Below are 24,984 nucleotides of genomic sequence, written 5' to 3' on the forward strand. Positions count from 1 at the left end.
CCAATGAAAAAGTACCTCTAGGTATAGGCCTTCAAGGAAAGCATCAAGGTGAACTCATTGATTTACGGGAAGCCAAAACTAAGGTTAAAGCAGAGTTCATCATTAACAGAGAAGCTGCTTACGACAACTTAGTTGGCTTCTGTAGAGTAAATGATGAGAATGGAGGTATTGATAGCGATGGCGATGGTAAGATTGATTTCCGTCCTGGGGATGCAGGCTACATTAAAGCCATGCTTCGCTCTCGTGTTGAGGGTATTGATTTGAAGGTGAATAACCAAGGTAAAGCTACTTTCACTGGCAACTTTGAATCAGGTTGGCTTTTTGCACCTTTTGTTATTGCTAATAGCACTGTAGAAGCAATTTTAAGTAGTAATTCTAATGACTTAGCAGTTTTCAGTCCATTCTTAGGCGCAAATTCTGACAAAAACAATCATGTTCGGCTACTAGGCAATAACTGCTTTGGCTTTGAGGATCAAGCAGGAATTGGCAGCGATTGGGATTATAACGATTTAATTGTCCAAGTCAAATTGACTGTGAATAGTGTGAATTCTTAAGTCTATTTGACCAAGCTTGGTTGTGAATAATTTAATCCCTACCTCCTCTTTGTCAAGTGGTAGGGTTTTCAACATTTACCCTTAAATACTGTCCTGTTTCACCTTAAACTTCTGGGTTGCTGCTAATGCTACAGTCACAAATACTTGTGTTAACCCCGCCTCATACCATTTCACCTTAATAATGATACAAATACGCGCTTCAGGGTTTAGCAATGCTAAACCCCTATGAAAAATTTATGTGTATCAGGATTTTCGTGAATTGGTCTCAGATAGTTTGTTCAATAGGACTTACGCAAAAGTCATGGAATTACGTCATTACGAGCGTTCGACGAAGTCGTTCCCGTTCGGCAAAGCCGTTCTCGAAGAGTAGGGTAGCGACGTAATCGCCTCAAACTCTGCGATTGCTTTCCTACACTACGTTCCGGTCGCAATGACAAATTTTGCTTGCGTAAGCCCTGTCCAAGACTCTACCCAAGCGGTCATAATTTAAAATTTTATAGTCTTATATTCCAATACAGTTCAGATAAGACTGTTTTTCTCTCTCTGTTCCCTCGGCGCACTTTTTTAAATTAGTATAAATTTGTCAATAAAGATAAATGAGGTGAAAAACCTCTTCCATTTTGCTATCTTCTTTATACTGATGAGGAGCGAGAAATTGGTAAAGCCAACGCAAACTCTGTACCTTGATTTAATTCAGACTGGCAAGTAATTTTACCTTGATGTTTTTCGACTACAATCTGATAAACTAATTGCTAAACCCAAGCCTGTACCAATACCTCGTGGTTTAGTTGTGAAAAATGTTTCAAATATTTTTTCTTGCGTGTCTGGTGCAATCCCAGATCCGTTATCTGCAATTCGCACGACTACAAAATTATTTTCCCAGCGTTCGGTGATGATGGTGATTTCAGGTTTAAATAGTGAATTTTCAGCCCATTTTTCCTCTACAGCATCGATCGCATTGCTCAAAATATTCATAAATACTTGATAAAGTAAACCTGTATAACCTGGAATTGCAGGAATTTCTCCATAGTTGCGAACAATACTGATCCCTTTTTTCAAACGATTGTTCAAAATCAACAATGTACTTTCAATACATGGATGTATTTCTACTAACTGAGCTTCACCTTCATCTAAGCGGGAGAAATCTTTTAAACTTCGGACAATTTCACGGGTGCGGTCAGCGCCAACATTCATAGAGTTGAAGAGTTTTGGCAAATCATCTTTTAGAAATTCTAAATCTATTTCCTCTATTAAATATTGTACTGCATCGGGAGGATTGGGAACTTCAGCTTTGTATGTTTGCAGTAGCGCTAATAAATCATCAATATAAGTTTTTGCATGTGCAAGATTGCCAGAAATAAAATTTACTGGATTATTAATTTCATGGGCAACGCCAGTTAACATCCGTCCCAAACTGGACATTTTTTCACTTTGAATTAGTCGTGCTTGAGCTTCGGCTTGTTGCTCTTCTAAAAGGTGCTTTACCTGCTGAATCAGCTGATTCAAGGAGCTAGCTAACGCACCAACTTCATCTGTTGTGGTTATAGGTGCTTGCAATTCAAAATTAGCTTCTTGCGTAACTTTCTGAGCTACATCCCTAACTGCATTAATCGGACTAGCGATAATGCGACTGATGTAAAAAGCGAGGATAGCAGCGATCGCTATCGACAGCAGGATACTACCAATAATAATCTGAGCTTGAATCTCAGCAGCCTGATTTTGGGCGGTATCAGCCTCTTCTTGGCGTTCTCGTACTGTTTTGGCAAAATCGGTTAACTCATGGGTAAATTGATAAAATTTCTGTGCAGTCTGACTGGTACTCAATTCTAAAATTAATTGCTGCGCTTTCGCTAATTCCTCTGGCTTTGAACTGAGTGACGAAATTTGTTGGCACAGTGCCTTGAGTTGGGATAAATATACTACTGTAGTAGTATCATACTTCTTCAGTAGAGCTTGCAAATTCGCTTTCAAACTGGATTTACTCAAATCCTGCAACTGAGAAAGTACAGTTTCCGCTTCCGCTATATCCGTTAGAAGATGAGATGTTTGCTGTTTAACTGCTTGCGACTGCTGCAACAAAGTTAGTATTTCTGGCTGATGGATCTGTATTTCTAACAGTTCTCCTTGCAAACTACTTAACAAACCGCCTTCCTCGTCTGCCAACATCATCTGATGTCTGGCTTCTTGAAAGTAGCGATCGCCTATAACCAATCCTATAGTTATTCCTACGACCCCAATTCCCAGAGCCAGACCATACCCAAAAACGATTTTTTGCCGAATACTTAATCGATAGAATAATTGTTTAAGCCAGTTAGAGGATTTTTGTACAGATATTTCTGTCATGGTCGCCTTTTCCAAAAGTCAGACACAATTCTTTGCTGTTGATAGACCGTAAACCCACCCCTGAACGCTGTTTGGTAAATCTTTACTTCTGCCACAGCAGTAGCTTCTCTGCCTTTTAAGGTAAATTTGATACTAAATACGCTTTCAGTCTATCAAAGGTCAGTTTTTTCTACCCTGGTGAAAAACACTGAAACTATTAAGATTAGAAGCATCCGCCTACTAAATACCCGTTATGCCTCTGTCGCGCATAGTCACGCTGATTGTTGGTCTGATAGTTATTTTGGGGCTAAGCCTGTGGCTGATTGACTCCCTTTCACGCCTCTACTGGCAGTTGTCCTATTCTCCACTGCTGGGCAATTTGCTGTTGCTGCTGCTGGTTGTGCTGATCGGCGGCTTGGTTGCAGCCTTTGTTTATTATGTGCTAGTGCTGCAATCTGGTGAGCAGCGTTCCCGTCGTAAGCGTCCGCGTGTGACACCAGCACAAATTCCGGCTGTCAAATCTGACGCTGCTTCTTCAACGTTACAAGCTGTGCGGCAGCAGGTTGCACAGATTCAAGATGAAGTAGCTAAACAGGCATTACTCAGTCGCTCGCGGGAAATTGAAGTCAATTTAGCACGGGGTGAAATTCAAGTCGTAGTGTTTGGCACGGGGAGTGCTGGTAAAACCTCCCTAGTAAATGCGGTGATGGGACGCATGGTGGGTCAAGTTGATGCACCAATGGGCACAACTCAAGTAGGAGAAACCTATTGTCTGCGGTTGAAAGGATTAGAGCGCAAAATTTTAATTACCGATACCCCAGGGATTTTAGAAGCAGGGGTGGCGGGTACAGAACGAGAACAACTCGCACGTGCTCTGGCAACGGAAGCAGATTTACTGTTGTTTGTGGTAGATAATGATTTACGGCGATCGGAATATGAACCACTGCGAGGTTTGGCAGAAATTGGTAAGCGATCGCTTCTTGTGCTTAACAAAACAGATTTATACACAGACGAAAACAAAGAATCGATCCTGGCAAGGTTGCGTCAGCGAGTGCGGGGATTTATTGCCCCTAATGATGTCGTAGCGATCGCGGCTAATCCCCAAACTGCCCAACTGGAAACTGGCGAAATGTTCCAGCCGGAACCGGATATTGTCCCCTTGTTGCGGCGGATGGCGGCAATTTTAAGGGCTGAGGGTGAAGATTTAGTCGCAGATAATATTCTGTTGCAATCTCTGCGCTTGGGAGAAGAAGCGCGCAAACTTATCGATGCTCAACGTCGCCGCCAAGCCGATAAGATAGTCGAGCGATTTCAATGGATTGGGGCTGGTGTAGTATCAGTAACGCCTTTACCAGTCGTAGATTTACTGGCAACTGCGGCTGTAAATGCCCAAATGGTCGTAGAAATAGGCAGAGTTTACGGCTGTGAACTGAACATGGAACGGGGGCGAGAGTTAGCCTTATCTTTAGCGAAAACCCTTGCCAGTTTAGGAATTGTTAAGGGCGCAATTGAGTTACTTTCTACTGCATTGCAAACTAATCCTGCCACTTTTATTATTGGTCGAGGAATTCAAGGCGTGACAGCAGCTTATTTGACGCGGATTGCAGGTAAAAGTTTTATTGAATATTTTCGTCATGACCAAGATTGGGGCGATGGTGGAATGACAGAAGTTGTACAGCGACAGTTTCAAATTAATCGCCGGGATGAATTTATCAAGGCTTTTGTGCAAGAAGCGATCGCGCGGGTAGTGAAGCCATTAACGGATAGATCTGAACTAATTGAAGAGCAAAAGGAGGAGTTAGAAACTAGAGATTAGGGCTTGGTTACTTGATAGGGCGATAATGGAATAGATGCGATATTTCTCTAGCAAATTTACATATAAAAACAAGCCTTTCTCTTCCAAGCTTAATTAGGCATTATTAATCACCCATTCTTCTTTAATAAAACTATTTTTGACTTGATTATCAGGGAGATTTACTGTAGTGTTTGTTAACAACAAGTATCTATGCTTGTCAATCAAAACAACAATGCTTATAATCTTGATCTATTCGCATTCTCAATCTACATCAAAATGCGAACTCGTCAATTTGAGTGCTGGAATTAGTCATTTTATCCAGCTAATATGATGTCCTGTTAATCACCCTTAATATGTCATTGCGAGTGAAAAGTCGCAATCGCAAGGTTGTTGGGATTGCTTCCCTACGGACAAAATGACAAATATTCAACCGGATTTGATTTAAGATATTGAATAATCAATCTGCTATCATTTGTAAAATACTTTAAGTACGCATATAGAAGTAGCTAAATTTTTTATATTTGTCATCATAATTTTGTATTTTATTTAGCCCCAGGTTAGCACTGCTAAACCTAGACAAGAAATATGAATATTTCAACTGGTAAATACTACTTATAAATGGGCAAAATCCGCTCTAGTTAGAGTTAAATATTTTTTAGAAAAAAATTTAAAATAGAGATAAGTCACAAAGATATTTTTATAATGAAAATACAGTCATCAGTGCTAGTCCATTTAGGATTTGGTAAGTATGTTCGCTCGGATCAGGTAACAGCACTTATACCTATTGAAGAAGAGCGAGGACCAGGGCGGCGCACCTTTGTTCACCTTGAAGGACAAAGTAACCCAATTATTGCCTCAAGAGCCGAAGATACTATAGTGCGGGATTTAGTCCAAGAGCCGCGAGAAGTTACCCAGGCACGTCAGCAGCAAGAAATTCTTCAGGATTTATTAGCAGACTTAGGCAACGTTAACTCAACTGTAAGGCGAATTAGTCGTGATGAAGGTAGTTTAGATTTGGATTTGCTCGAACGACGAATTCGGCAAGTTATAGAAAATTAATTGCAGATATCAGCAAGCTCAGCAGTTTTCATTGGGAATAGGAGACTATTACCTATTCCCTCAACGGCAAACTCTCATCAATAACGGAGAACAACATTGCTGAATACAGTTACAGAGCAGGTTTCGGTATCAGAGACAAAAACACGACCATCAAAGTTGTGGATGCCTGAACGAGTAATGTTTACACCAGCCGCTCTAGATGAGCCTTGGGGAAAGCAAATTCTGGCGCGTATGCAGTCACTTAACCTGCCAATAGAAGAGTTATCACGCAATCGCCTGACAGGTTTGCGAGGTGAAGACGAGCGTGAGACTTATAATATTGCCAAGCGTACTCTTGCAGTTGTGAATGCACCCCCTAGCCACTTCAAGCTGAGTCCCATCCCACCGTCTGCTGATTGGCAATTTCATCTGGCTGAGGGTTGTCCCGCACATTGCCAATACTGTTACTTAGCTGGTAGTTTATCTGGTCCGCCAGTTATCCGCGCCTTCGCTAACTTGCCACAGATATTAGAAAACTTGGCAGCTTACGAGCGCCCAGGACAAGCCACAAGTTATGAAGTTAGCTGCTACACTGACCCCTTAGGCATTGAGCATCTTACAGGTAGTCTTGCTGAATGTATCCGTTATTTTGGCAGCCGTAGTGATGCACATTTACGTTGGGTGTCAAAATTTGACGCGGTAGATAGCTTACTAAACTTACCTCACAACGGTCATACTCGCTGCCGGATAAGCGTTAATGCTACACCGATTTCCGCTAGGTTTGAAGGTGGTACGGCATCGGTAGCATCAAGGTTACAAGCTTTGCGGCGATTGGCTTTACCCCAAGAGTATGGTGGGGGTGGGTATCCAGTAGGACTGGTAATCGCGCCAATTATGCCTGTAGATGATTGGCAGATGCACTATGGCCAATTGTTTGACTTGATTAGCGAAGCGCTAGATATGAACTGTGATCTAACTTTTGAGTTAATTTCGCACCGCTTTACACCAGGGTCAAAAGAGGTGTTGCAGACATGGTATCCGCAATCAAAATTAGACATGGATGAAGCAAAACGCAATGTTAAACGCAATAAGTTTGGCGGCATAAAATATGTCTACGACGCTAACACGATGAAGACAATGAAGCGCTTTTTTGAGGATGAAATTCAACGGCGCTTTCCAAATGCTGAGATTTTATATTGGACTTAGATAAATTTTTACCTAATTCATTTTGTAGAAAATTCTGTTAACCCCTTGCCTTCACCTCGCTAGCGCGAGATTTATGGCATAGGGGCGTTTTATTTTTACCTACCTTTTAACTCCAAGCTCTAGGAAATGAAGCATTGGGTCTTTTCGGTGGTTAAGATAGACTTAGTTTTTTCAACTACTTTGGCAGCATTGTCAGGCGATGTTTGGCGACAAGAAGCAGAGCTTCTACGCGTTTAATCATTCTTTAGTATACTTACCTATTACCTTTGCTAAGTCTGGCACTGCTTCCTCCACATGTTGCTTGGCTGAACCACGGAATTTTTCGTATGTTCCCCGCACGATTGGGCGTTTGACCTGTTTTACCCTCTCATCGGTGACGCTGAGTAATGCGTCAGCAGTGCGATCGCGACTCGCAACTAGGTGCTCCACCGGATCGCCCTTCTGCACGCCTTCATCCCAGATAGGATCGAGTGCTATGAAGCACTGCGGCAGAAGCTGCTCGACAACGTAAGGAATATATCCAGGCTTAACCCCCTTCAATGCAGCGAAGGCAGTTTTTAAAGCTATGCCGCTGATGCCTGATTTAGAAGCGAGTTGTGCTTCTATCACTGTGCAACAGTCATCTACAATCAGCTCCTTTTTATTTGAGTTCAAGAGTTCTTCGCTTAGTCCCATTTCACTCCTCCTTGTTGTTAAAGTGCTTAATTTTCAATTCAATCAGTTTTGCCAACGAACAGGAAATTACAAAATAGCGCAGGAAGTTTGAAAGCTTACCAAGCACACCCAGAAATTCTAAACCAATTTCTGGGTGTGCTGTCATACGCAGATTAGAATGAAAGATAATTCATACATTTAAGGGAACAGAAAACCTTTGGCTATTGCCCGTTCCCCGTTCCCTACTGAAGAAAACCGTAATAATTAGCCGCTTGATCAAGGCCAATTATCACATGGTTTTGTCAGTTACTCAAAAGAGCAGCAAGTATTTTTATTCAGCTAGTTAATTTTCATGGTCTGGAAGATTTCCTGTGCCTGTCTCAGTTTCGAGTAGTCGTGAAATAAATACGTCTGGCTTTCTACTCATAACAGACTTAACTTTATCAATAGCAATTACTTCGCTAGTTTTAACAATCATTTCCCACAGAGTATCTTCCTCTGTCTCTTTGTTGTAAGTTCTGTGTTTGAAGCACAACAAATCATCCCAAACTCCAATCACTGTGGCGAAATACCACTTATCTCTTATTAATATCCAGATTTCTTGTTCTAAATAGGTCTGAAGAATAGATTTCACAACGGTTGAGATTATGAAAAGACATTGCGCTACAGATTACACGGGTGTTACAGCCTGCTGCTACTGTGAAAATACGGAATTAATAAGTACAGAATTAGTAATTTATGAGAAACTGAAATCCTGTCTGTGGAAAACTTTGGCTTTTTATAGGGAGAAATTTACCTCTTTTGACCAATTTTCAACACCTTATTAGGTGGTGTATACTCTACCCTCCAGTCAGGGAAAGATGATATTCTCACTCATTGGTTAAACTAATTTCATTGCTTAGCTCTAGAACAAGACTGACGAACTGAAGGTGAGGTATTTATGGCAGAAGCTAAAAATGTATTAGGCACAAACCTAGAGATTTGCTGCACTTCTCCCATGACTGGTTATTATCGCGATGGATTGTGCAATACAGGCGGTCAGGATTTTGGGATGCACGTTGTTTGTGCCCAAGTCACAGCAGAATTTCTAGAATTTACGAAATTGCGAGGAAATGACCTGAGCACACCTGTTCTTGAATTTAATTTTCCGGGATTGAAACCAGGCGATCACTGGTGTTTATGTGCGGCTCGTTGGCAAGAAGCTTTTGAGGCTGGGGTAGCTCCACCAGTCGTCCTGTCAGCAACCCATGCGAGAGCATTGGAAGTCTGTAATTTAGAGGATTTGCAAAAACACGCTTTCTCTCGCTCCTAAATCGAGCCTGCACATAAAACAGTTTAAGAGGTTATTTTCTCATTTGGGTGGGAACTGCGTTGAGAAAAGGCTGTAACAACCCGCAGAATGCTCTTGGCTAGCACAGGTAGTAGTTGAGGCTGGAGTAATCTAGAGTCAAATTCACTCATGCGTCGTGTATTTTCTGCTAAACACTCTGAAATCAGCAGTTCCAAGCTAAAGTTATCCAGAAATACACTTGCCTCAGTTGCAGCAAAATCTTGGCTATTGCTCTGAGCACTGCTACCAACCACACCCATCATTCTTTGCGCTGCTTTACCGTAATTCCAGAGTGAAGATAACCCCCGCAGAACTTTAGCGCCTCGTCTCCGGCTTACCTGTAAATAAGCAATCCAATTCACAAAAAAGACGATGTGACGGGCTTCTTCCTGTAGTAGTAGGTCAAATATTTTAAATAGTGGCTCTGGCAAAAATTCTGATTGACGAGCAATCTTAAAAAGTCCAAAGCCGAGAAATGAGTCTAGACACTCACCATAGCCAAAATCAATGAAAGCTTGCTCAGGGTTGCTAGATAATTGAGCGGGAGGCTGTCCAGAGGTTTCAATACCGTAGTGTTGAATCAGGAATTGAAACAGCCGACCATGACGGGCTTCTTCCTCTCCCTGTAAAGCAACAGCTTCATACAGAAGTGGATCGTTAATCATTGGTAAGTAGGCCTTAATCTTAGCTCCAGCCGCCAATTCTGTATTGAGAGCTTCCTCCCAAAAGGGAATTTTTCTTAGGCGGTCGAGAGCAATTGCATCTAGCTCCGGCCAAGCTAGTTGCTCAGGTTGATATTGAATATAGCTATCAATAAAGCTGCGGCAGAATAACTCTTTGTGAAATTCAGAACCGATTTTCATTTTTTAAGGGCGATAATCAGGTTGTTCAAATTCTTTTAACAACCTGACTTTATTGTAATTTGTTAGCTCAAAACCACTTTGAATCATCACATCTCTAACTTTGTTACTTAAAAGCGCAGAGAGTTCTGCTACACCTGAGCCTGATGGTCCATTAAGTGGTTCCCCATGATTAATAACTGCGGGATGGGAATATATTTCTACTAAGTCTGCCTGAATTTGGGGTATGAGGCCAAGTAAGTATTCCTCTGTCATGGAGCCAGTTTGTAGCAATCCATATACCCGGTCTGCAAACTTAATACTTTGAGATGCCAGTAAACCTTCACCATAACGGCGCAGTCCCCCAAATACTCTTGACCAAACTAACTTAGTTAGTAAATTCCGACGGTCAAGCTTCAAAGTCATCCCTAGTTCTTCAGATGGTAAACGGATGACTCGGATGTCAAATTCTTGAGCCAATTCAACCAATATCCGCAATACTACGGGATGGGCATGTAAATGTAAATGTCCATCTACATGGGAAAGGGGCAGCCCAGAGGCGCGGAATTTTTCTAACTGGGCGCGGATTTCTTGCCGCAGTTCCTCACGAGCAGCAGGATGGAATTGATACCGTAATCCAGCCACCAGAGGGCTATCTGAAAAGTTAGCCTTGGAGTCAACCAAATGGGGAATTTGAGAAGGAGGCAAAACAGATCGACCGCACACCAGTACTAAATGCAGACCAACTGCCAAATTAGTGTGATTACGTGCCCAGGCGATCGCTTCTTCAGCAGCATCTCCCGTTACCATCAAACTGGTACTAGTTAGCACACCCTGTTCGTAAGCTTGGATAATTGCTTGATTGACACCAGCAGAAAAGCCAAAGTCATCACCATTAATAATGGCGAAGCGACGGGATTTGTTATTTGTCATTGGTCATTTGTCATTGGTCATTGGGCATGGGGCATAGGGCATTTTATCTTCCCTTGCTCCCCCTGCTCCCCTGCTTTTTCGTCCTTTCCAGTTCTATGAAATAATAGCCGTTTGACTAGATTGTGCGTGTGCAGCAGTTTGCTGATTGCGGCGTTCTTTCAGGTAGGAGAAGAATTCTCCGCCTTCGCGCAGACGGCGTACCATCATCTGTCGATCTGTGAGCATTTCCTTGACAATCGGTATGATTGCCTTGGGACGGAAGTAGAATTTCCGATACATACGCTCAACTGCATCCTCTATTTCTTCACTAGAAAGTGTGGGATATTGCAGTGTTGAGGTTTGAATACCGGAGTTAGCTACTAAAGACTGGTTGGTAAACCAGCCGTTTTCCTTGGCTTGTTCGTACAATTCTGTACCGGGATATGGCGCAGCAATTGAGACTTGAATTGTGTGGGGACTGAGTTCGCAGGCGAAGCGAATTGTCTCTTCTACAGTTTCTTTAGTTTCAACTGGTAGACCAATAATGAAAGTTCCGTGAACGGTAATGCCGAGTTTGTGGCAGTTTTTCATAAATTCCCGCGCCACTTCTAGCTTGATGCCTTTCTTAATTCGGTTGAGAATCTCTTGGTTACCAGATTCAAAACCGACAAGCAGCAAGCGCAGGCCGTTGTCGCGCAAGGTTTTTAAGGTATCGTAGTCTAAATTGGCACGAGCGTTACAACTCCAGGTGAGTTTCAGCCGCTTCATATGTTCGCTAATCGCGATCGCTCGATGTTTGTCTATCGTAAACGTATCGTCATCAAACATATATTCCCGTACCTTGTCACCGAAGATGGCTTTGGCCTCTTCCATCTCCCGCCCTACAACTTCTGGGCTTTTATGACGGTAGAGGTGACCACCAATCGTTTGCGGCCAAAGGCAGAAGGTACATTTCGCCGGACAACCGCGCCCAGTGTAAAAAGAAATGTAGGGATGCAGTAAGTAACCGATGAAATATTTGCTAATGTCTAAGTCACGGGCATAAGTGGGGAGGACGCTGGGCATGGCATCCCAATCGTGAATTAAGGGGCGCTCCTCATTGTGACGCACGTTAGAGTATCGGTCACGATAGCTCAGACCCTTAATATTTTCCCAAGGTATGCCTTGTGCTATTTCTTTGCAGGTATAGTCAAATTCGTTACGGCAAACAAAGTCGATAACTGGATTATCCCGCAGTGTCTCCTCTGGTAAGACTGCTACATGTGCCCCCACAAAGCCAATCTGCACGTCTGGATTTTGAGCTTTAATCGCTTCCGCACACTTAACATCATTCGCCAGTGAGGGTGTACTGGTATGCATGATTACTAATTCATAATCTTTAGCAATTTTCAGCACATCTTCTACAGTTTGGCCATGTGGTGGAGCATCCACAAGCTTGCTACCTGGCACAAGCGCAGCAGGTTGCGCTAGCCATGTGGGATACCAAAAGGAAGTAATTTCGCGTTTGGCTTGGTATCGCGAACCCGCACCACCGTCAAACCCATCAAAAGAAGGAGGACTGAGGAACAAAGTTTTTTTCATTGATAGCTTTCCTGAGTCAATAGTCAATAGTCAAGGGTAATTGGGCATTGGGCATTGGGCATTGGGCAAAAGTCAATGGTCATTAGTTATTCTCCCCATCTTGCTTATCTCCCTTCTCTTGTCTGCCTTCTGCCTTCTGCCTTCATAAACTAGCTAGCTTTGATGTTCACATCGATAAACTGCTTGATCAGAGCCAAAACATCGTTCCGGCTGAGTTTTTCTTTGCCGTTGGCTAAGGCATCAAGTGTTCCATGTGCCAAGGTGAGCGGAATCTGACAAAAGTCTAAAGCTGGTCCAGTAGGAAGGCTTTTGGTGTAAGCATCTGCCAAGGCTAAATTGCGGCGTGCATACTCCTGCATATTCGCTGCACTCCAACCTTCGGGATAGAAATCTACGCCTCGTTTCAAATCTTCAGTGTGGTTACGCAAGATGTTAACTGCTTGTAAACCCCGACCAAACCCAATTGCTTGAGTACGGTTAGTTTGCGTGCCATCGTACCAAGCCCACAAATCAGACAATAACAAGCCCACCGCACCTGCAACCCCAAATGTATAACGATCTAAATCAGACTCTGTCTGAATTTTCCAGTTAATTTCTGCCCAATGCGCCATCCTGTCTGCCATTGCGGCGGTGGCATCCCAAATTCGAGGTGCGATCGCTTCAGGTGCTAATATTGACCATTCTCTAACCCCAAGGGTGACTTCTGGTAAGATATTTTCGTAACCATTAAATCCTAAAGAAAAAGCATCAACTGCAAAACCATCAACCCCCGCTTGTAATGTCAAGCTAATTGTTCGTAGCAACTGCGCTTTAGTTGGGTTATCCAGTTCTGGATGATCTTCAATTTCATCAATAGCACGCATACACAAGTATGCTGATGCAACTGCCTCTTGTAAACCTGATGGCAAAAGACTAATTGGAATGTAAAAAGTTCGACTAGTTTCCTTTAGGATTTGCAGTGCATCTCTACGTAAATCCATGTTTTCACTCCTCTCTTGATTTTCACACCACATGAAGTTTTAGTTTTTTTGATGATACTGGATCTAATTTTTACTAAACCTTAAGAACTGTATTTTCGCTAGGATTTCCTCTAAAAATTAATAGTCTACGGTATCACAATTAACAAAAATCTCAAATTGTTCAAATTCTAGTCTAGTATATAAGGCTTTGGTAACAAAAATGGATAGGGGATATTATGGTATAGCTATCATAATATTTTCCTGTAAATATAAACAATTATGCTAAAATTTGGGTAATTACCTGCGAAGTTTTCTAGTAATTAACAGCAAACTTTAGAAGGGTAAAAGCCTTGAAGTCTTTGTGAAGTAGACTAGAGTACCACAGTTATTGTATCTATAGAGACAAGTTATTAAACCTCTTGTAATGGATAATAGCAACCCTAAGCAACTATCAATGCCCATAGTTTAACCAAGCGCGGCTTCTGGAAAGTAAGGAATAAAGAGACTGGACAAATACAAATGTTACTGCAAGGCTCTATAGGGTATAGATATTAATCACGACGATTCAAAACAAGTAGTTCCCGAAAATTAAACGTAAGAAATATAAAAAGAGCGGGTGTTACCCACTCAATAAAATACTCTTGAATCTCCTCTACTTTGTTTTGGGGAGTCCACAGCCTAATGAGCTAATAAATTTTGTGGAATATTGAATACCACCATAAGATATAAATTGTGGGAGTGTTAGATCAATTTCATTTGATTACTTAGAAATCCGAAAGAACCCCACCCCTGATTTGAAGCGCGCAAATGCTATCCTCTAAACCGCTTGTATCTAACAACTGTTGGTTGTTTACGAGAACGCTAGAAATGAGATAAGGTAAAAAGTATAACTAAACCTCGTCCAAGTTGAGAACTAGAGTTTTTCAAAAGGGAACAGGTGAAGCAGTGACGGGTACGCAAGGGGAAAGCCCCAAGCGCAACTGCTGTTAGCATAGCAGTTCCGCGGTATGAGCGTCACCCGTTTCCTCAAAGAGGGTTCCCGCAGGGTAGGGGAACGGGAAAGAGCATAGAATTTGGGATTTTTACCAATGTAGGCAATACTATCATCGGCATTCATTACCTGACCCGATCAACGAAACAGTACTTCTTCTCTTCCACCATCAGGAAACGTTCTTTCGTCCAATTCAGCAATTTGGCAGACGATATCATCTAGAAATTGAATATCAGGCGATCGTTCCTGCTATCCCCGCACCCACTACACACACATCTGCATGAGTGTTTTCTCTTAGTATAGGTTGAATTGGGACTTCTGCTGTAGTCATCCAAAGCGAAATTGTCTTGCCAGAATCTGTTTGCATATTTTTGAAGAGTCTCAATTTCTGGATAATATTTATGAGGCAAAGGTAATGAACTAAATTATCTACTTTTTTATGGATGCGCTCGTTAAAATTTTAAAGACAATTAAATGAATTTGAGAGTTTTAAGATTGATTGAATTTAATAATAGAAAAATTCCATCTAAATCTCAATAATAATTAGCAATTATCAAACATATGTGTATATATAGCAATCCGATTTGATTGTTGAACTTACGAAGTAGAGGTAGAGAACAGGGAATAGAAAACAGAAAAGAAGGGAGGTAGAGGTGTACTTACTTTTTTCAAAAATCAAATAGGAATCTTATATATTAATAGTGTTCAGTTAAGGATTGATCCTCCCTAACCCTTCTTAAAAAGTAGGGAACTAAGCTCCCTTTTTAAGGCAGGGCTGTTTCATTACCTAAAATGGTTAAAATTGCAAGGGTCAAAGAGATTAAAATTTAGAGCAAGCAGACAATTTTGGGCAAAATTTTTATGCCTTAATGCCTAAATTATGTTGTTTTTCTTTGCGCCTACCCTACCCTTCGGGAACGACTTCGTCGAACGGGAAGCCACTTCGTGTCTATGCGCTTTTGCGTGAGAATATCCTCTTGACAAATCTCACACAGCAACGAATGAAACAGCCCTGCTTTTTAAGGCAGGGCCGTTTCATTCGTAATGATATGTATTTTGTCAATATGATTGGCGATAAATATCAGGGCAAAAGTCATAAATTGGTGACCATTTTGATACTTAAAATGGAATGCCTTGCTTGTTTTTTATCTCCTGAACCCTTGCGTTTGCGAACCTTTTAGGGAATGAAACAGCCCTGCTTTTTAAGGGGGTTGGAGAGATCTCCAAGAAATCAACATCACTAACTGAACTGTATTGTCATATTGTCTAAATATTACAAGACTTGATTTTTTAATAAGGAATAGATATTTCGTAAGAGAGATGTATACAATTATAGAGATAATACCAAAAATATAATATGTAGACTACGAGGTGTATAAAAGTGCCAGAAGTAGGTAAATGTACATTGTTGATTCATTATTTATTAATAACGCTCTGTTTGACATCTTGTAGTAACAAATCTTCTTCAGAAGACTTGACTAAAGAAATACAAAATGTATCTTCCTGGTCAGCAACAGCCCATATGGTAGGTGATGCTTGGATACATGGTGCTGTACCTAAAAAATATGCTCAGACAACTTTGAAAAAAGCACAAGAAGAAATTTTAAAAGAAAGAGACAATATTGTAAAGCTCCAAACATCTCAACAGGCAATTAAGCAGCATAAAACTGTACTGATATCAGAAGTTTCACTATTAGCTAATAAAACTGAAAAAATGTCAATAGCAATTGCCCAAATAAATCGTGCGGAGGTACAAAAATCCCTAGAAGAATTAGAAGCAGAGAGTAGAGTGCTAAACAGACTCAGAAAAATACCAGAATAAAGCCATGAAGAAAATTTTGGAAATTGCACTAGGAATTGTTACCAGTATCGGCGGCTTTCTGGATGTAGGGGCGATCGCCACAGCAGCAGAAGCTGGATCTACCTATGGCTTTCAACTAATTTGGGTCATTATCTTGGGGACAATTTGTGTAATCTCTCTAGTGGAAATGTCTGGGCGGTTAGCAGCCGTTAGTAAGCATACCTTAGCTGCGGCGGTGCGGGAACGCTTTGGCTTCAACTTTTATGTTATTCCATTATTCGCAGAAATCGTAGTTGATTTTCTGGTTTTAGCAGCAGAAATTGGCGGTGTTTGTATAGCCCTACAACTAGTAACAGGTATTAGTTTTCAATGGTTTGCTTTACCTGTGGCTTTTGCAATTTGGTTACTACTTTGGAAAGGTACTTTTGGTCTAATTGAAAATGGTGTTTCTGTATTAGGATTAATTACATTAGTATTTGTCTACGCCACATTTAAATTACATCCATCACTAACGCAAATTGGTAGTGGTTTACTGCCCACAATACCACGAGAAGATACTACCCATTATTTATTTATTGCTGTGAGTATTTTAGGTGCATTAATCAGCCCTTACTTATTTTATTTTTACTCATCTGGAGCAGTAGAAGATAAGTGGGATGAAAGTCATATTGGTGTGAATCGTGCTGTTGCTGGTTTAGGGATGGGCTTCGGTAGTATCGTATCACTGGGGGTGCTGATTGTAGCAGCACTTGTACTCAATCCTAAAGGTGTTCAAGTTGATAGCTACGAACAAGCGGCGTTGATGTTGACAGAACCTCTAGGTTATTGGGGTTTTATTATGTTTGCAGCATCGTTGGGAATTGCCTGCTTTGGTGCTGCACTAGAAGTTACTCTTGATACAGCCTATATTGTGGCTCAAGCTTTTGGTTGGAATTGGGGCGAAAATCTTAAACCAAAAGATGCAGCGCGTTTTAGTTTGGTCTATACCGTGTTTGTATTTTTGGCATCGTTACTGATGGTATTCGGTATCGACCCTTTACAATTGACTTTATTTTCAATGGCAATTACTGCTGTAATTTTGCCACCTGTAATTGTGCCATTTCTCGTCTTAATGAACGATCAATTATACGTGGGTAAGTATCGCAACGGCTGGATTAGTAACAGCATTGTTATATTTACAATTGTGCTGACATTTATCTTAGCGATAGTTGCAATTCCCTTAGAATTTATTGGAGGTTGAGATTTTAAGATAAATCGAGTTGTGGCATAATTTTTTTGTCTTACGCAGAGGCGCAAAGGCGCAAAGAAGAATGCAAGAATATGGACATTATTAGAGATGTTTTAGATAACCAATTAGTAGATCGCAATCAACACGAAATGGGTAAAGTTGATGGGATCGTGATGGAATGGGAGGACGGAAAACCACCGAGACTAGCATATATAGAAGTGGGAGTGACTACCCTTGCTAATAGATTAAATCCGCGTTTGGCACAATGGGTAGCAGCAATTGCGAGTAAATGGGGGACGAAGCAAACTGAACCATTTCGCATTTCTTGGTCAAAAGTGCGGGATGTTGGTATTGATGTGGAAGTCGATATGGAAGCCGAAACAACACCAGCATTAGGCTACGAAAAATGGCTGCGCGATCGCATTATCAAACGCATCCCCGGAGCAGGATAATGACAACTAAAGAAATTCATTTAGAACTGCTACTTGGTAAGCAAGTATTAGACTCCAATGGTAAAGCTATCGGTCGCATTGAGGAAGTACGCGCCCAACAACAAGGTGAAGAATGGTTGGTTGAGGAATATCTGATTGGCTACGCTGCAATTTTAGAAAGATTATCTGCTTGGACAATTGGGTTAAGAATTTTGCATCTACTTGGGGCCCGTAAAATCTACGGTGGTTATACAGTGCCTTGGGACAAGCTGGATTTAACTAACCCTGACAAACCGCGTTTGCGTTGTAGTTTAGAGGAATTAAAGTCATTATCCCCAGAAGTGCAGAATGTAGATGAAACTTCTGCCAATAGTGGAAAAAATGAATAATTAATAGCCAATATCCGCCCATATATTATTAAAAATCTGTCTTCTGCCTTATTTCCAAAGTAGGTCATTTATAGCTAATTTCAATTGCGTGGAATACAGATACTTTGTCAGGGCACAACAATGTTGTGCCCTAATTTGTGGGGGTTTTAGTTCCCTAGTTCCTATCTTCAAAACAGGTTTATCATGCCGCAATATTTTGGGAAATTACCGTCAACTAACCAACCTTGGACAACCATTGGTAGTGTGCAAGCTGTAAATTGGAGCGATCGCACTGTCAATTTTGAGTGTACTAACTCCAGCTTCCAAATTACTATACTTGCCCCTAATTTACTGAGAGTGAGGCTTGCACCAACTGGCGAATTTAGCCCTCGCCGTTCTTGGGCGGTAACAGTGGACGATTCAGAATGGGCAAAAGTACCTTTTAAGGTGCAGGATATTGAGGCTGCGGTAGAAATTACAACTGAACAAATCCGTGTATGCGTGCAAAAGCAAGAATCCTGTCTGGTTTGCTTTGACAAAGATAATCGTCCTTTTGCCCAAGACGATTTAGATATGCGGATGGGTTGGCGTATGGGTGCAGTTGCAGGCTGGAAGAAAATTTACCCCGATGAACATTTCTTTGGCTTTGGGGAACGCACAGGTTTTCTTGATAAACTCAGCCAAGTTAAAACTAACTGGACAGTCGATGCTTTAGATTACGATGCACTGACTGATGAAATGTACCAAGCTATTCCGTTTTTTATGGCTTTGCGTCCAGATGTTGGTTATGGCATCTTTTTCAACACGACATTTTGGAGCCAATTTGACATTGGTGCGGAAAAGCCTGGTGTTTGGAAGATGGAAACTCGCGGGGGGGAACTGGATTACTACATTATTTATGGCCCCGAACCTGCTCAAATCTTAAATACATACACCCAATTAACTGGGAGAATGCCGTTACCACCAAAATGGGCACTTGGTTATCATCAATGTCGCTGGAGTTACGAATCAGAAGATGTTGTACACGAACTAGCGCGAGAATTTCGTCAGCGCCGCATTCCCTGTGATGTCATCCACCTGGATATTGACTATATGCGGGGTTATCGCGTGTTCACTTGGAGTCCAAAACGCTTCCCCGATCCGGCAAAATTGGTAAGTGATTTGGCAAAAGCTGGTTTTAAGACTGTCACAATTATCGATCCGGGTGTGAAGTATGAGCCAGAAGCCAATTATCACGTTTTCGATCGAGGAATAGCCAACGATTATTTTGTGCGTAAAGCTGATGGACAATTGTTTCACGGCTACGTTTGGCCTGAGAAAGCTGTTTTTCCTGACTTTTTACGCTCTGATGTACGTCAGTGGTGGGGTGATTTGCACAAAAGCCTCACCGATATTGGCGTAGCAGGCATTTGGAATGATATGAATGAGCCTGCCATTGATAATCGCCCGTTTGGGGATGGTGGGGAGAAGATTTGGTTTCCACTTGATGCGCCGCAGGGGGAAGCAGGGGAGCAGGGAAGCAAGGGAGCAGGGGGGAATTTACCTGCATCAGCTTCGACGCATTTGGAGGTGCATAACTTGTATGGGTTGATGATGGCGAAAGCTTGTGCTGAAGGGTTACAGCGCCATCGGCAACAAGAGCGATCGTTTGTGCTGACTCGCTCTGGTTATGCTGGGGTGCAACGTTGGTCTTCTGTGTGGATGGGGGATAACCATTCATTGTGGGAGCATTTGGAAATGTCTCTACCCATGCTGTGTAACATGGGGCTTTCGGGTGTGGCATTTGTTGGTTGCGATATTGGCGGGTTTGCAGGTAACGCCACAGCTGAATTATTCGCCCGTTGGATGCAGGTAGGAATGCTTTACCCACTGATGCGCGGTCATTCTGCCATGTCTACTGCTCGTCATGAGCCTTGGGTATTTGGTGATCGCACAGAAAATATCTGTCGCGAATATATTAATCTGCGTTATCAGCTACTACCTTACATTTACAATCTTTTTTGGGAAGCGGCACAAACAGGCGCTCCGATTTTAAGACCTTTATTTTACCATTTTCCGAGCGATCGCCAAACTTACACTCTCTACGATCAAGTATTGCTGGGAGCTTCCCTAATGGCTGCGCCTGTCTACCGTCCTGGCGTTGAGTATCGGGCTGTTTATTTACCCGCAGGTACTTGGTATGACTGGTGGAGCGGTGAATGTTACGCAGGCCCTACCCATATTCTCAGCTATGCACCGCTGGAAAGAATGCCACTTTATGTCCGAGGTGGTGCCATTATCCCTATGCAACCTGTGCAGCAATATGTTGATGAACTTCCACTCGACCAACTCCATTTGCGTATTTGGCCAGGCAAAAATGAATACTTATTTTTTGAAGATGATGGCAAGTCAAATACTAGTGGCAATCAAAACTTTGCTTTAACTAAAATAAGTGTATTTACAGAAGGTAAACAAACGATTGTAGAAATTAGCCCGCGAGAGGGTGAATGGACACCACCACAGCGTGAAGTGATTGTGGAACTTGTTGGTGTCGGCGAATGGCGCTTCCAAGATGATGGCAGAGGGCATAGCTGGAAATTTTAAAATCTGCACTTAGATATATTTTCAGCCCATCTAACAGAAGTAATGAGGGCTAGGAGGGAGCAGGAGAGCAGTGAATGATGGCTATTCTCTGTTCCCTGTTCCCTTTTAAAATCACAAATGCATATTGCCTCATTATGCCTACTAAAAATATGCATATAGGTAGATGAAATTTTAAGTCAACTACCTGTAGCATAAAATACAATACATCTAAACCCACTAGGCTAAGAAAACATTGGACTTTCACAAGTTCGTTTAGATGGGGTTACAAAGGCCTCAATGTTAAAAGGAAACCGCTTGCGCCTGCAAGTTCTTGATCGAGTCGCCACACAGTCGTTGACAGTGCAAATTAGTAGTGCGATCGCCATATTAGTTGGTGGCTTGGTACTAATAGGCTGGGGTTTGGACATTGAATTGCTTAAATGTGGCTGCTCTGGCGGTTTGGTGACAATGAAGGCAAATACAGCCTTGGGTTTTATACTGTCTGGTGTGTCGCTGTGGTTAGCCCAGAAAGTAAAGATAGACAAAGGTGCATCTCCCCATAATAACGCCCTCTACCTTTGGGGTTCTAAGCTGTGTGCAGTAGCCGTAACGATCGTTGGTTTGCTAACAGTCGTTCAATATATTCTCGGTGCGAATCTTGGGATTGACGAGCTATTATTCCGTGACTCGCCAAATGCTTTATTAACATTACAGCCAGGGCGAATGGGGTTGAATACTGCACTCAACTTTATGCTCGTCGGCAGATCCCTAGAGCTATTGGTGCATCAAAAAACCCACCGCAGCTATTGGTATTTCCAGATTCTCGCTCTCATAGCTGCTTTAATTTCCTTACAGGCGCTGATTGGTTATGCCTATGAAGTACAAATTCTTTATGGCGTACAACCTTATACAACTTCAATGGCGTTACACACAGCACTAACTTTTATAGTTCTGTGTACTGGAATTATGTGGACACATCCAAATCAGGCATTAATGCGAGTAATTACAAGCAATACCAACAGCGGCTTATTGTCCCGCAGGTTATTATTTGCAGCGATCTCCGTGCCTTTTCTACTGGGGTGGCTAATTGTTCTTGGTCAAAAAGTAGGAAAATATGATACCGCGTTTGCAGTATCATTGTTTGCCATTATTATCATGGTAATTTTTGCCATTTTAATCTGGCAAAGTGCAGCAGTTGTTGAATGCCTCAGTTACCAACGCGATCGCGTTCAAGACGAACTGAAAGCATACGAAGAAAAACTTAGAAGTCTCGTAGATGCTAATGTAATTGGCATTTTGTTTGGCGATATTTATGGCGGTATCCAGCAGGCGAACGACGAATTTTTAGAGATGATTGGCTACACACGAGAAGATTTATTAGCAGGCAGAATTAGCTGGAATAATATCACACCGCCAGAATATCTACATTTAGACGAGCAAGGAATTGCTGAAGCCCAAAAAAATGCTAACGGCGCTTGTACGCCCTATGAGAAAGAATTTATCCACAAAGATGATAGCCGCATCCCAGTTTTAGTTGGTTTCGTCCTGCTAGGAGAACAACGGCAAGAGGCAGTAGCATTTATTATCGACTTAAGCGAACGGCAACAAACACGCAAACAAATAGTCCAACTCAACAAGGATCTTCAACGCCGTGTTACGGAATTGCAAACTTTGCTTGATGTTATACCAATTGGAATTGGTATTGCCGAAGACCCAGAATGTCAAATTATCAAAGTAAACCCCGCTTTTGCCAAACAGTTGGGCATTTCGCCAGATCAAAATGCTTCCCTGACTGCACCACTTGAAAATCTACCTAATTTTAAGATTTACCGCGAGGGTAGAGAAATTGCGGGTGGAGAACTCCCCATGCAGTACGCGGCGGCTCACGGCGTTGAAGTTCTAGATTTTGAAATCGATGTTGTCCAAGAAAATGGCAAAATCGTCAAGCTGATAGAGTCTGTCGCACCTCTGTTTGATGAGGAGGGTAAAACTAGAGGCTGCATCGGTGCATTTTTGGATATCACAGAACGCTATCAAGCCGAGGAAGTTCTGCGAAATCAGCAAAAATGGCTGGAAGATGTGCTAAATCTGATGCCTAGACCATTACTATTTATTGAACCAGGAACAGCGCGGGTGACTTTTGCAAATCGCGCAGCTGATGAGTTAGCTGGGGGCGAATTTCCTCAAGGTATACCAGCCGAAGAGTATCACAACTTTTACTATTACACCGATGCCAATGGCGATCGCATTCCCAATGACCAAATGCCAGGAGTGCGCGTTGCCCGTGGAGAACGTCTGGATAGCTTGGAAGTAGACTGGCATACCAATCAAGGTGTGCGTTCTCTACTAGTGTTTGCCGATACCTTACCAGCAATGCATGGTTATCCAGCTACTTGTGTATTGGTGTTCCAAGATATTACTAATATCAAGAAAGCCGAAAAAGCGCTTTCCCTAGGCTATAAAAGGCTCCAGCTGCTATTTGACACAGCTAGTGAATTATTATCCAGCCAAAACCCTGTGGCATTAGTTGATAGCTTATACCGTAAACTTGCCGAACAGATTGGCTTAGATGTTTACCTAAATTATTTGGTTGAGCCAGAGTCTCAGGTAATGCATCTAGCCTCATCCACAGGCATTTCTGAAGAACTAGCAAAAGAAATTGAGTATCTGGCGGTGGGTGCAGCAGTATGTGGTACTACAGCCCAAACGCGTTGTCAGATTGCTTTAGACAATGTCCAGCAATCAACTGACCCAAAAACAGAATTAATTCGCAATATAGGAATTACAGCTTACTACAGTTACCCGTTAATCGCCCAAGGGCAGCTTTTAGGGACTCTTTCCTTTGGCAGTCGCACTCGCACTCGCTTCAGCGATAATCAAAGGGGGATGATGCAAGCAGTTTGCGATCAAATAGCGATCGCAATGGAACGTGCTCGGTTAATTGCTTCTCTACAACAGCAAACTGAGCAGTTACGAGATGCCAACCGCATGAAGGATGAATTTTTGGCGATCTTGTCCCATGAATTGCGATCGCCCCTCAACGCCATCTTGGGATGGGCACAATTGCTGCGTTCCCGTAATCTTAGTGAAAGTCAGACAACCAGAGCACTGGAGACAATCGAGCGCAATGCCAAAATGCAAACCCAGCTAATTGAAGACTTGCTGGATATTTCGCGGATGATTAGAGGCAAATTGCGACTGAATGTTGCCACTTGCAATCTGATTTCGATTATCAACTCAGCCTTAGAGACTGTTAACCTAGCTGCCCAAGTTAAGGAAATCGATTTGCAATTTTCTTTACCTGCAAGAGAGCCACAGTCAGCAGATCTAGCATTGGGGTTCTCAAATAATCACAATTGTGATTTTTTAGTTTCCGGGGATGCAGAACGCTTGCAGCAAATCATCTGGAATTTGCTATCTAATGCGATCAAATTCACATCCCCAGGCGGTAAGGTAGAAATCAAACTTTCAAAGCTTGTTGAACAACTCAAAGGTACTTTAAGTAACTACGCGCAAATTCAAGTAATTGACACAGGTATTGGTATTACTTCTGAGTTTCTGCCTTACGTATTTGATCGCTTTCGTCAAGCTGATAGTTCTAGTACCAGAATGCATGGTGGACTGGGATTGGGATTAGCAATTGTCCGTCATTTAGTAGAACTACATGGCGGTACTGTTCATGTGCATAGTCCAGGTGAGCAGCAAGGAGCGACATTTACAGTCAAGCTACCACTTTTATCAGCAACTAAAGGTGTTATTACACTGCCAAATCACGAACAAGATTCTGCGTTGCTTCTCTACCCCTCCTTTGTGGGTGTGCGAGTACTAGTTGTAGACGACGAAGCTGATAGCCGTGAATTTATCACTACTGTACTGCAACAATGCCAAGCCGAAGTTCAACTAGCAGCATCGGTACAAGAAGCATTGCAGATATTGGCACACTGGAAACCAGATGTGATTGTCAGTGATATTGGTATGCCCCAAGAAGATGGTTACTCATTTATCCGCAAAGTGCGATCGCTCCCACCAGAACAAGGAGGAGATGTCCCCGCAGCAGCACTCACAGCTTATGCTAGAACAGAAGACCGGATGCGAGCTATCCAAGAAGGTTATCAGCTACATTTAGCTAAACCAATTGAGCCAGCTGAGTTAGCCACAGTAGTCGCCAGCCTCGTTGGTCGTGGTTGAAAAATCAGAAGATATTTGTAAAGTAATATTCACCCGTAGGGTGGAATGTCACTTACTTTAGCGAGATTTAGATCCCCGACTTTTTGAAAAAGTCGGGGATCTGGGCAGCAACTTTTGCTTAAGTAAGTACCATTCACCCGTAGCGTGTGTTATACCGAAGCCCCCTTATTACTGGAGTTTAGACTAAATAGCCGACCTAAAAAGAAAAATAGGGGGTGTGATTGA

The 24,984-nt window shown here is 42.2% G+C and carries 19 protein-coding genes; 11 read left to right on the plus strand and 8 right to left on the minus strand.

Annotated elements, in window-relative coordinates; genetic code table 11:
• Positions 1-554: DUF4114 domain-containing protein (locus BV375_RS17875; protein WP_143842127.1), on the plus strand; the 554-nt coding region annotated here is incomplete at its 5' end.
• 711 nt (positions 555-1,265) lie between these two features.
• Here the strand turns inward: BV375_RS17875 and BV375_RS17880 are convergent.
• Positions 1,266-2,897, minus strand: coding sequence for an ATP-binding protein (locus tag BV375_RS17880; protein ID WP_339376789.1), 1,632 nt, complete (start codon positions 2,895-2,897; stop codon positions 1,266-1,268).
• A 232-nt stretch (positions 2,898-3,129) separates the two neighbouring features.
• On the opposite strand from BV375_RS17880, the gene BV375_RS17885 reads away from it, so the two are divergent.
• From BV375_RS17885 to BV375_RS17895, 3 genes are all read left to right on the plus strand, one after another.
• Positions 3,130-4,692 (plus strand): GTP-binding protein, encoded by a 1,563-nt coding sequence (locus BV375_RS17885; RefSeq protein WP_086762771.1) that lies wholly within the window; start codon positions 3,130-3,132, stop codon positions 4,690-4,692.
• Positions 4,693-5,373: 681 nt separating this feature from the next.
• Complete coding sequence (locus tag BV375_RS17890) at positions 5,374-5,730, plus strand: hypothetical protein (RefSeq protein WP_086762773.1); 357 nt, start codon at positions 5,374-5,376, stop codon at positions 5,728-5,730.
• A gap of 162 nt (positions 5,731-5,892) precedes the next feature.
• A complete protein-coding gene (locus BV375_RS17895) occupies positions 5,893-6,915 on the plus strand; it encodes a spore photoproduct lyase family protein (protein ID WP_143842129.1) in 1,023 nt (340 codons plus the stop codon).
• A gap of 237 nt (positions 6,916-7,152) precedes the next feature.
• Here BV375_RS17895 and BV375_RS17900 read toward each other — a convergent pair whose 3' ends face one another.
• On the minus strand, positions 7,153-7,590 hold the full coding sequence (locus BV375_RS17900; RefSeq protein WP_086762776.1) for a hypothetical protein: 438 nt from the start codon (positions 7,588-7,590) through the stop codon (positions 7,153-7,155).
• 322 nt (positions 7,591-7,912) lie between these two features.
• Positions 7,913-8,203, minus strand: coding sequence for a hypothetical protein (locus tag BV375_RS17905; RefSeq protein ID WP_086762778.1), 291 nt, complete (start codon positions 8,201-8,203; stop codon positions 7,913-7,915).
• Positions 8,204-8,509: 306 nt separating this feature from the next.
• On the opposite strand from BV375_RS17905, the gene BV375_RS17910 reads away from it, so the two are divergent.
• Positions 8,510-8,881 (plus strand): DUF2237 domain-containing protein, encoded by a 372-nt coding sequence (locus BV375_RS17910; protein WP_086762780.1) that lies wholly within the window; start codon positions 8,510-8,512, stop codon positions 8,879-8,881.
• Between the two features lie 23 nt (positions 8,882-8,904).
• On the opposite strand, the gene BV375_RS17915 is transcribed toward BV375_RS17910, so the two are convergent.
• The 5 genes from BV375_RS17915 to BV375_RS38735 all read right to left on the minus strand — a co-directional run bounded on the left by BV375_RS17915 (position 8,905) and on the right by BV375_RS38735 (position 14,548).
• The gene (locus BV375_RS17915; RefSeq protein ID WP_086762782.1) at positions 8,905-9,762 is read right to left on the minus strand and encodes a ferritin-like domain-containing protein; all 858 of its coding nucleotides are present in this window, start codon (positions 9,760-9,762) and stop codon (positions 8,905-8,907) included.
• 3 nt (positions 9,763-9,765) lie between these two features.
• Positions 9,766-10,671 (minus strand): hopanoid biosynthesis-associated protein HpnK, encoded by a 906-nt coding sequence (gene hpnK / locus BV375_RS17920; protein ID WP_086762783.1) that lies wholly within the window; start codon positions 10,669-10,671, stop codon positions 9,766-9,768.
• 93 nt (positions 10,672-10,764) lie between these two features.
• Positions 10,765-12,231: a hopanoid biosynthesis associated radical SAM protein HpnJ gene (gene hpnJ / locus BV375_RS17925; RefSeq protein WP_086762785.1), complete on the minus strand. Its 1,467-nt coding sequence runs from the start codon at positions 12,229-12,231 to the stop codon at positions 10,765-10,767.
• Between the two features lie 149 nt (positions 12,232-12,380).
• Positions 12,381-13,211, minus strand: a complete 831-nt coding sequence (locus BV375_RS17930; RefSeq protein ID WP_086762787.1) for a phytoene/squalene synthase family protein — start codon at positions 13,209-13,211, stop codon at positions 12,381-12,383.
• 1,202 nt (positions 13,212-14,413) lie between these two features.
• A complete protein-coding gene (locus BV375_RS38735; protein WP_279432934.1) occupies positions 14,414-14,548 on the minus strand; it encodes a hypothetical protein in 135 nt (44 codons plus the stop codon).
• Positions 14,549-15,562: 1,014 nt separating this feature from the next.
• On the opposite strand from BV375_RS38735, the gene BV375_RS17935 reads away from it, so the two are divergent.
• The 6 genes from BV375_RS17935 (at position 15,563) to BV375_RS17960 (ending at position 24,759) form a co-directional block, all read left to right on the plus strand.
• Positions 15,563-16,003, plus strand: a complete 441-nt coding sequence (locus BV375_RS17935; protein WP_086762789.1) for a hypothetical protein — start codon at positions 15,563-15,565, stop codon at positions 16,001-16,003.
• Positions 16,004-16,007: 4 nt separating this feature from the next.
• The gene (locus BV375_RS17940; protein ID WP_086762791.1) at positions 16,008-17,222 is read left to right on the plus strand and encodes a divalent metal cation transporter; all 1,215 of its coding nucleotides are present in this window, start codon (positions 16,008-16,010) and stop codon (positions 17,220-17,222) included.
• Positions 17,223-17,302: 80 nt separating this feature from the next.
• Positions 17,303-17,662 (plus strand): hypothetical protein, encoded by a 360-nt coding sequence (locus BV375_RS17945; RefSeq protein WP_086762793.1) that lies wholly within the window; start codon positions 17,303-17,305, stop codon positions 17,660-17,662.
• Positions 17,662-18,030 carry a hypothetical protein gene (locus BV375_RS17950; RefSeq protein WP_086762794.1) on the plus strand — a complete coding sequence of 123 codons (369 nt, stop codon included), beginning with the start codon at positions 17,662-17,664 and terminating at the stop codon, positions 18,028-18,030. Before BV375_RS17945 ends, BV375_RS17950 begins: the two co-directional genes overlap by 1 nt.
• A 183-nt stretch (positions 18,031-18,213) precedes the next feature.
• Positions 18,214-20,592: a glycoside hydrolase family 31 protein gene (locus BV375_RS17955; RefSeq protein WP_086762796.1), complete on the plus strand. Its 2,379-nt coding sequence runs from the start codon at positions 18,214-18,216 to the stop codon at positions 20,590-20,592.
• 276 nt (positions 20,593-20,868) lie between these two features.
• Positions 20,869-24,759, plus strand: a complete 3,891-nt coding sequence (locus BV375_RS17960) for an ATP-binding protein (RefSeq protein ID WP_086762798.1) — start codon at positions 20,869-20,871, stop codon at positions 24,757-24,759.
• Positions 24,760-24,984 lie beyond the last annotated feature (225 nt).

Source organism: Nostoc sp. 106C (assembly GCF_002154725.1).
Lineage (GTDB): Bacteria > Cyanobacteriota > Cyanobacteriia > Cyanobacteriales > Nostocaceae > Aulosira.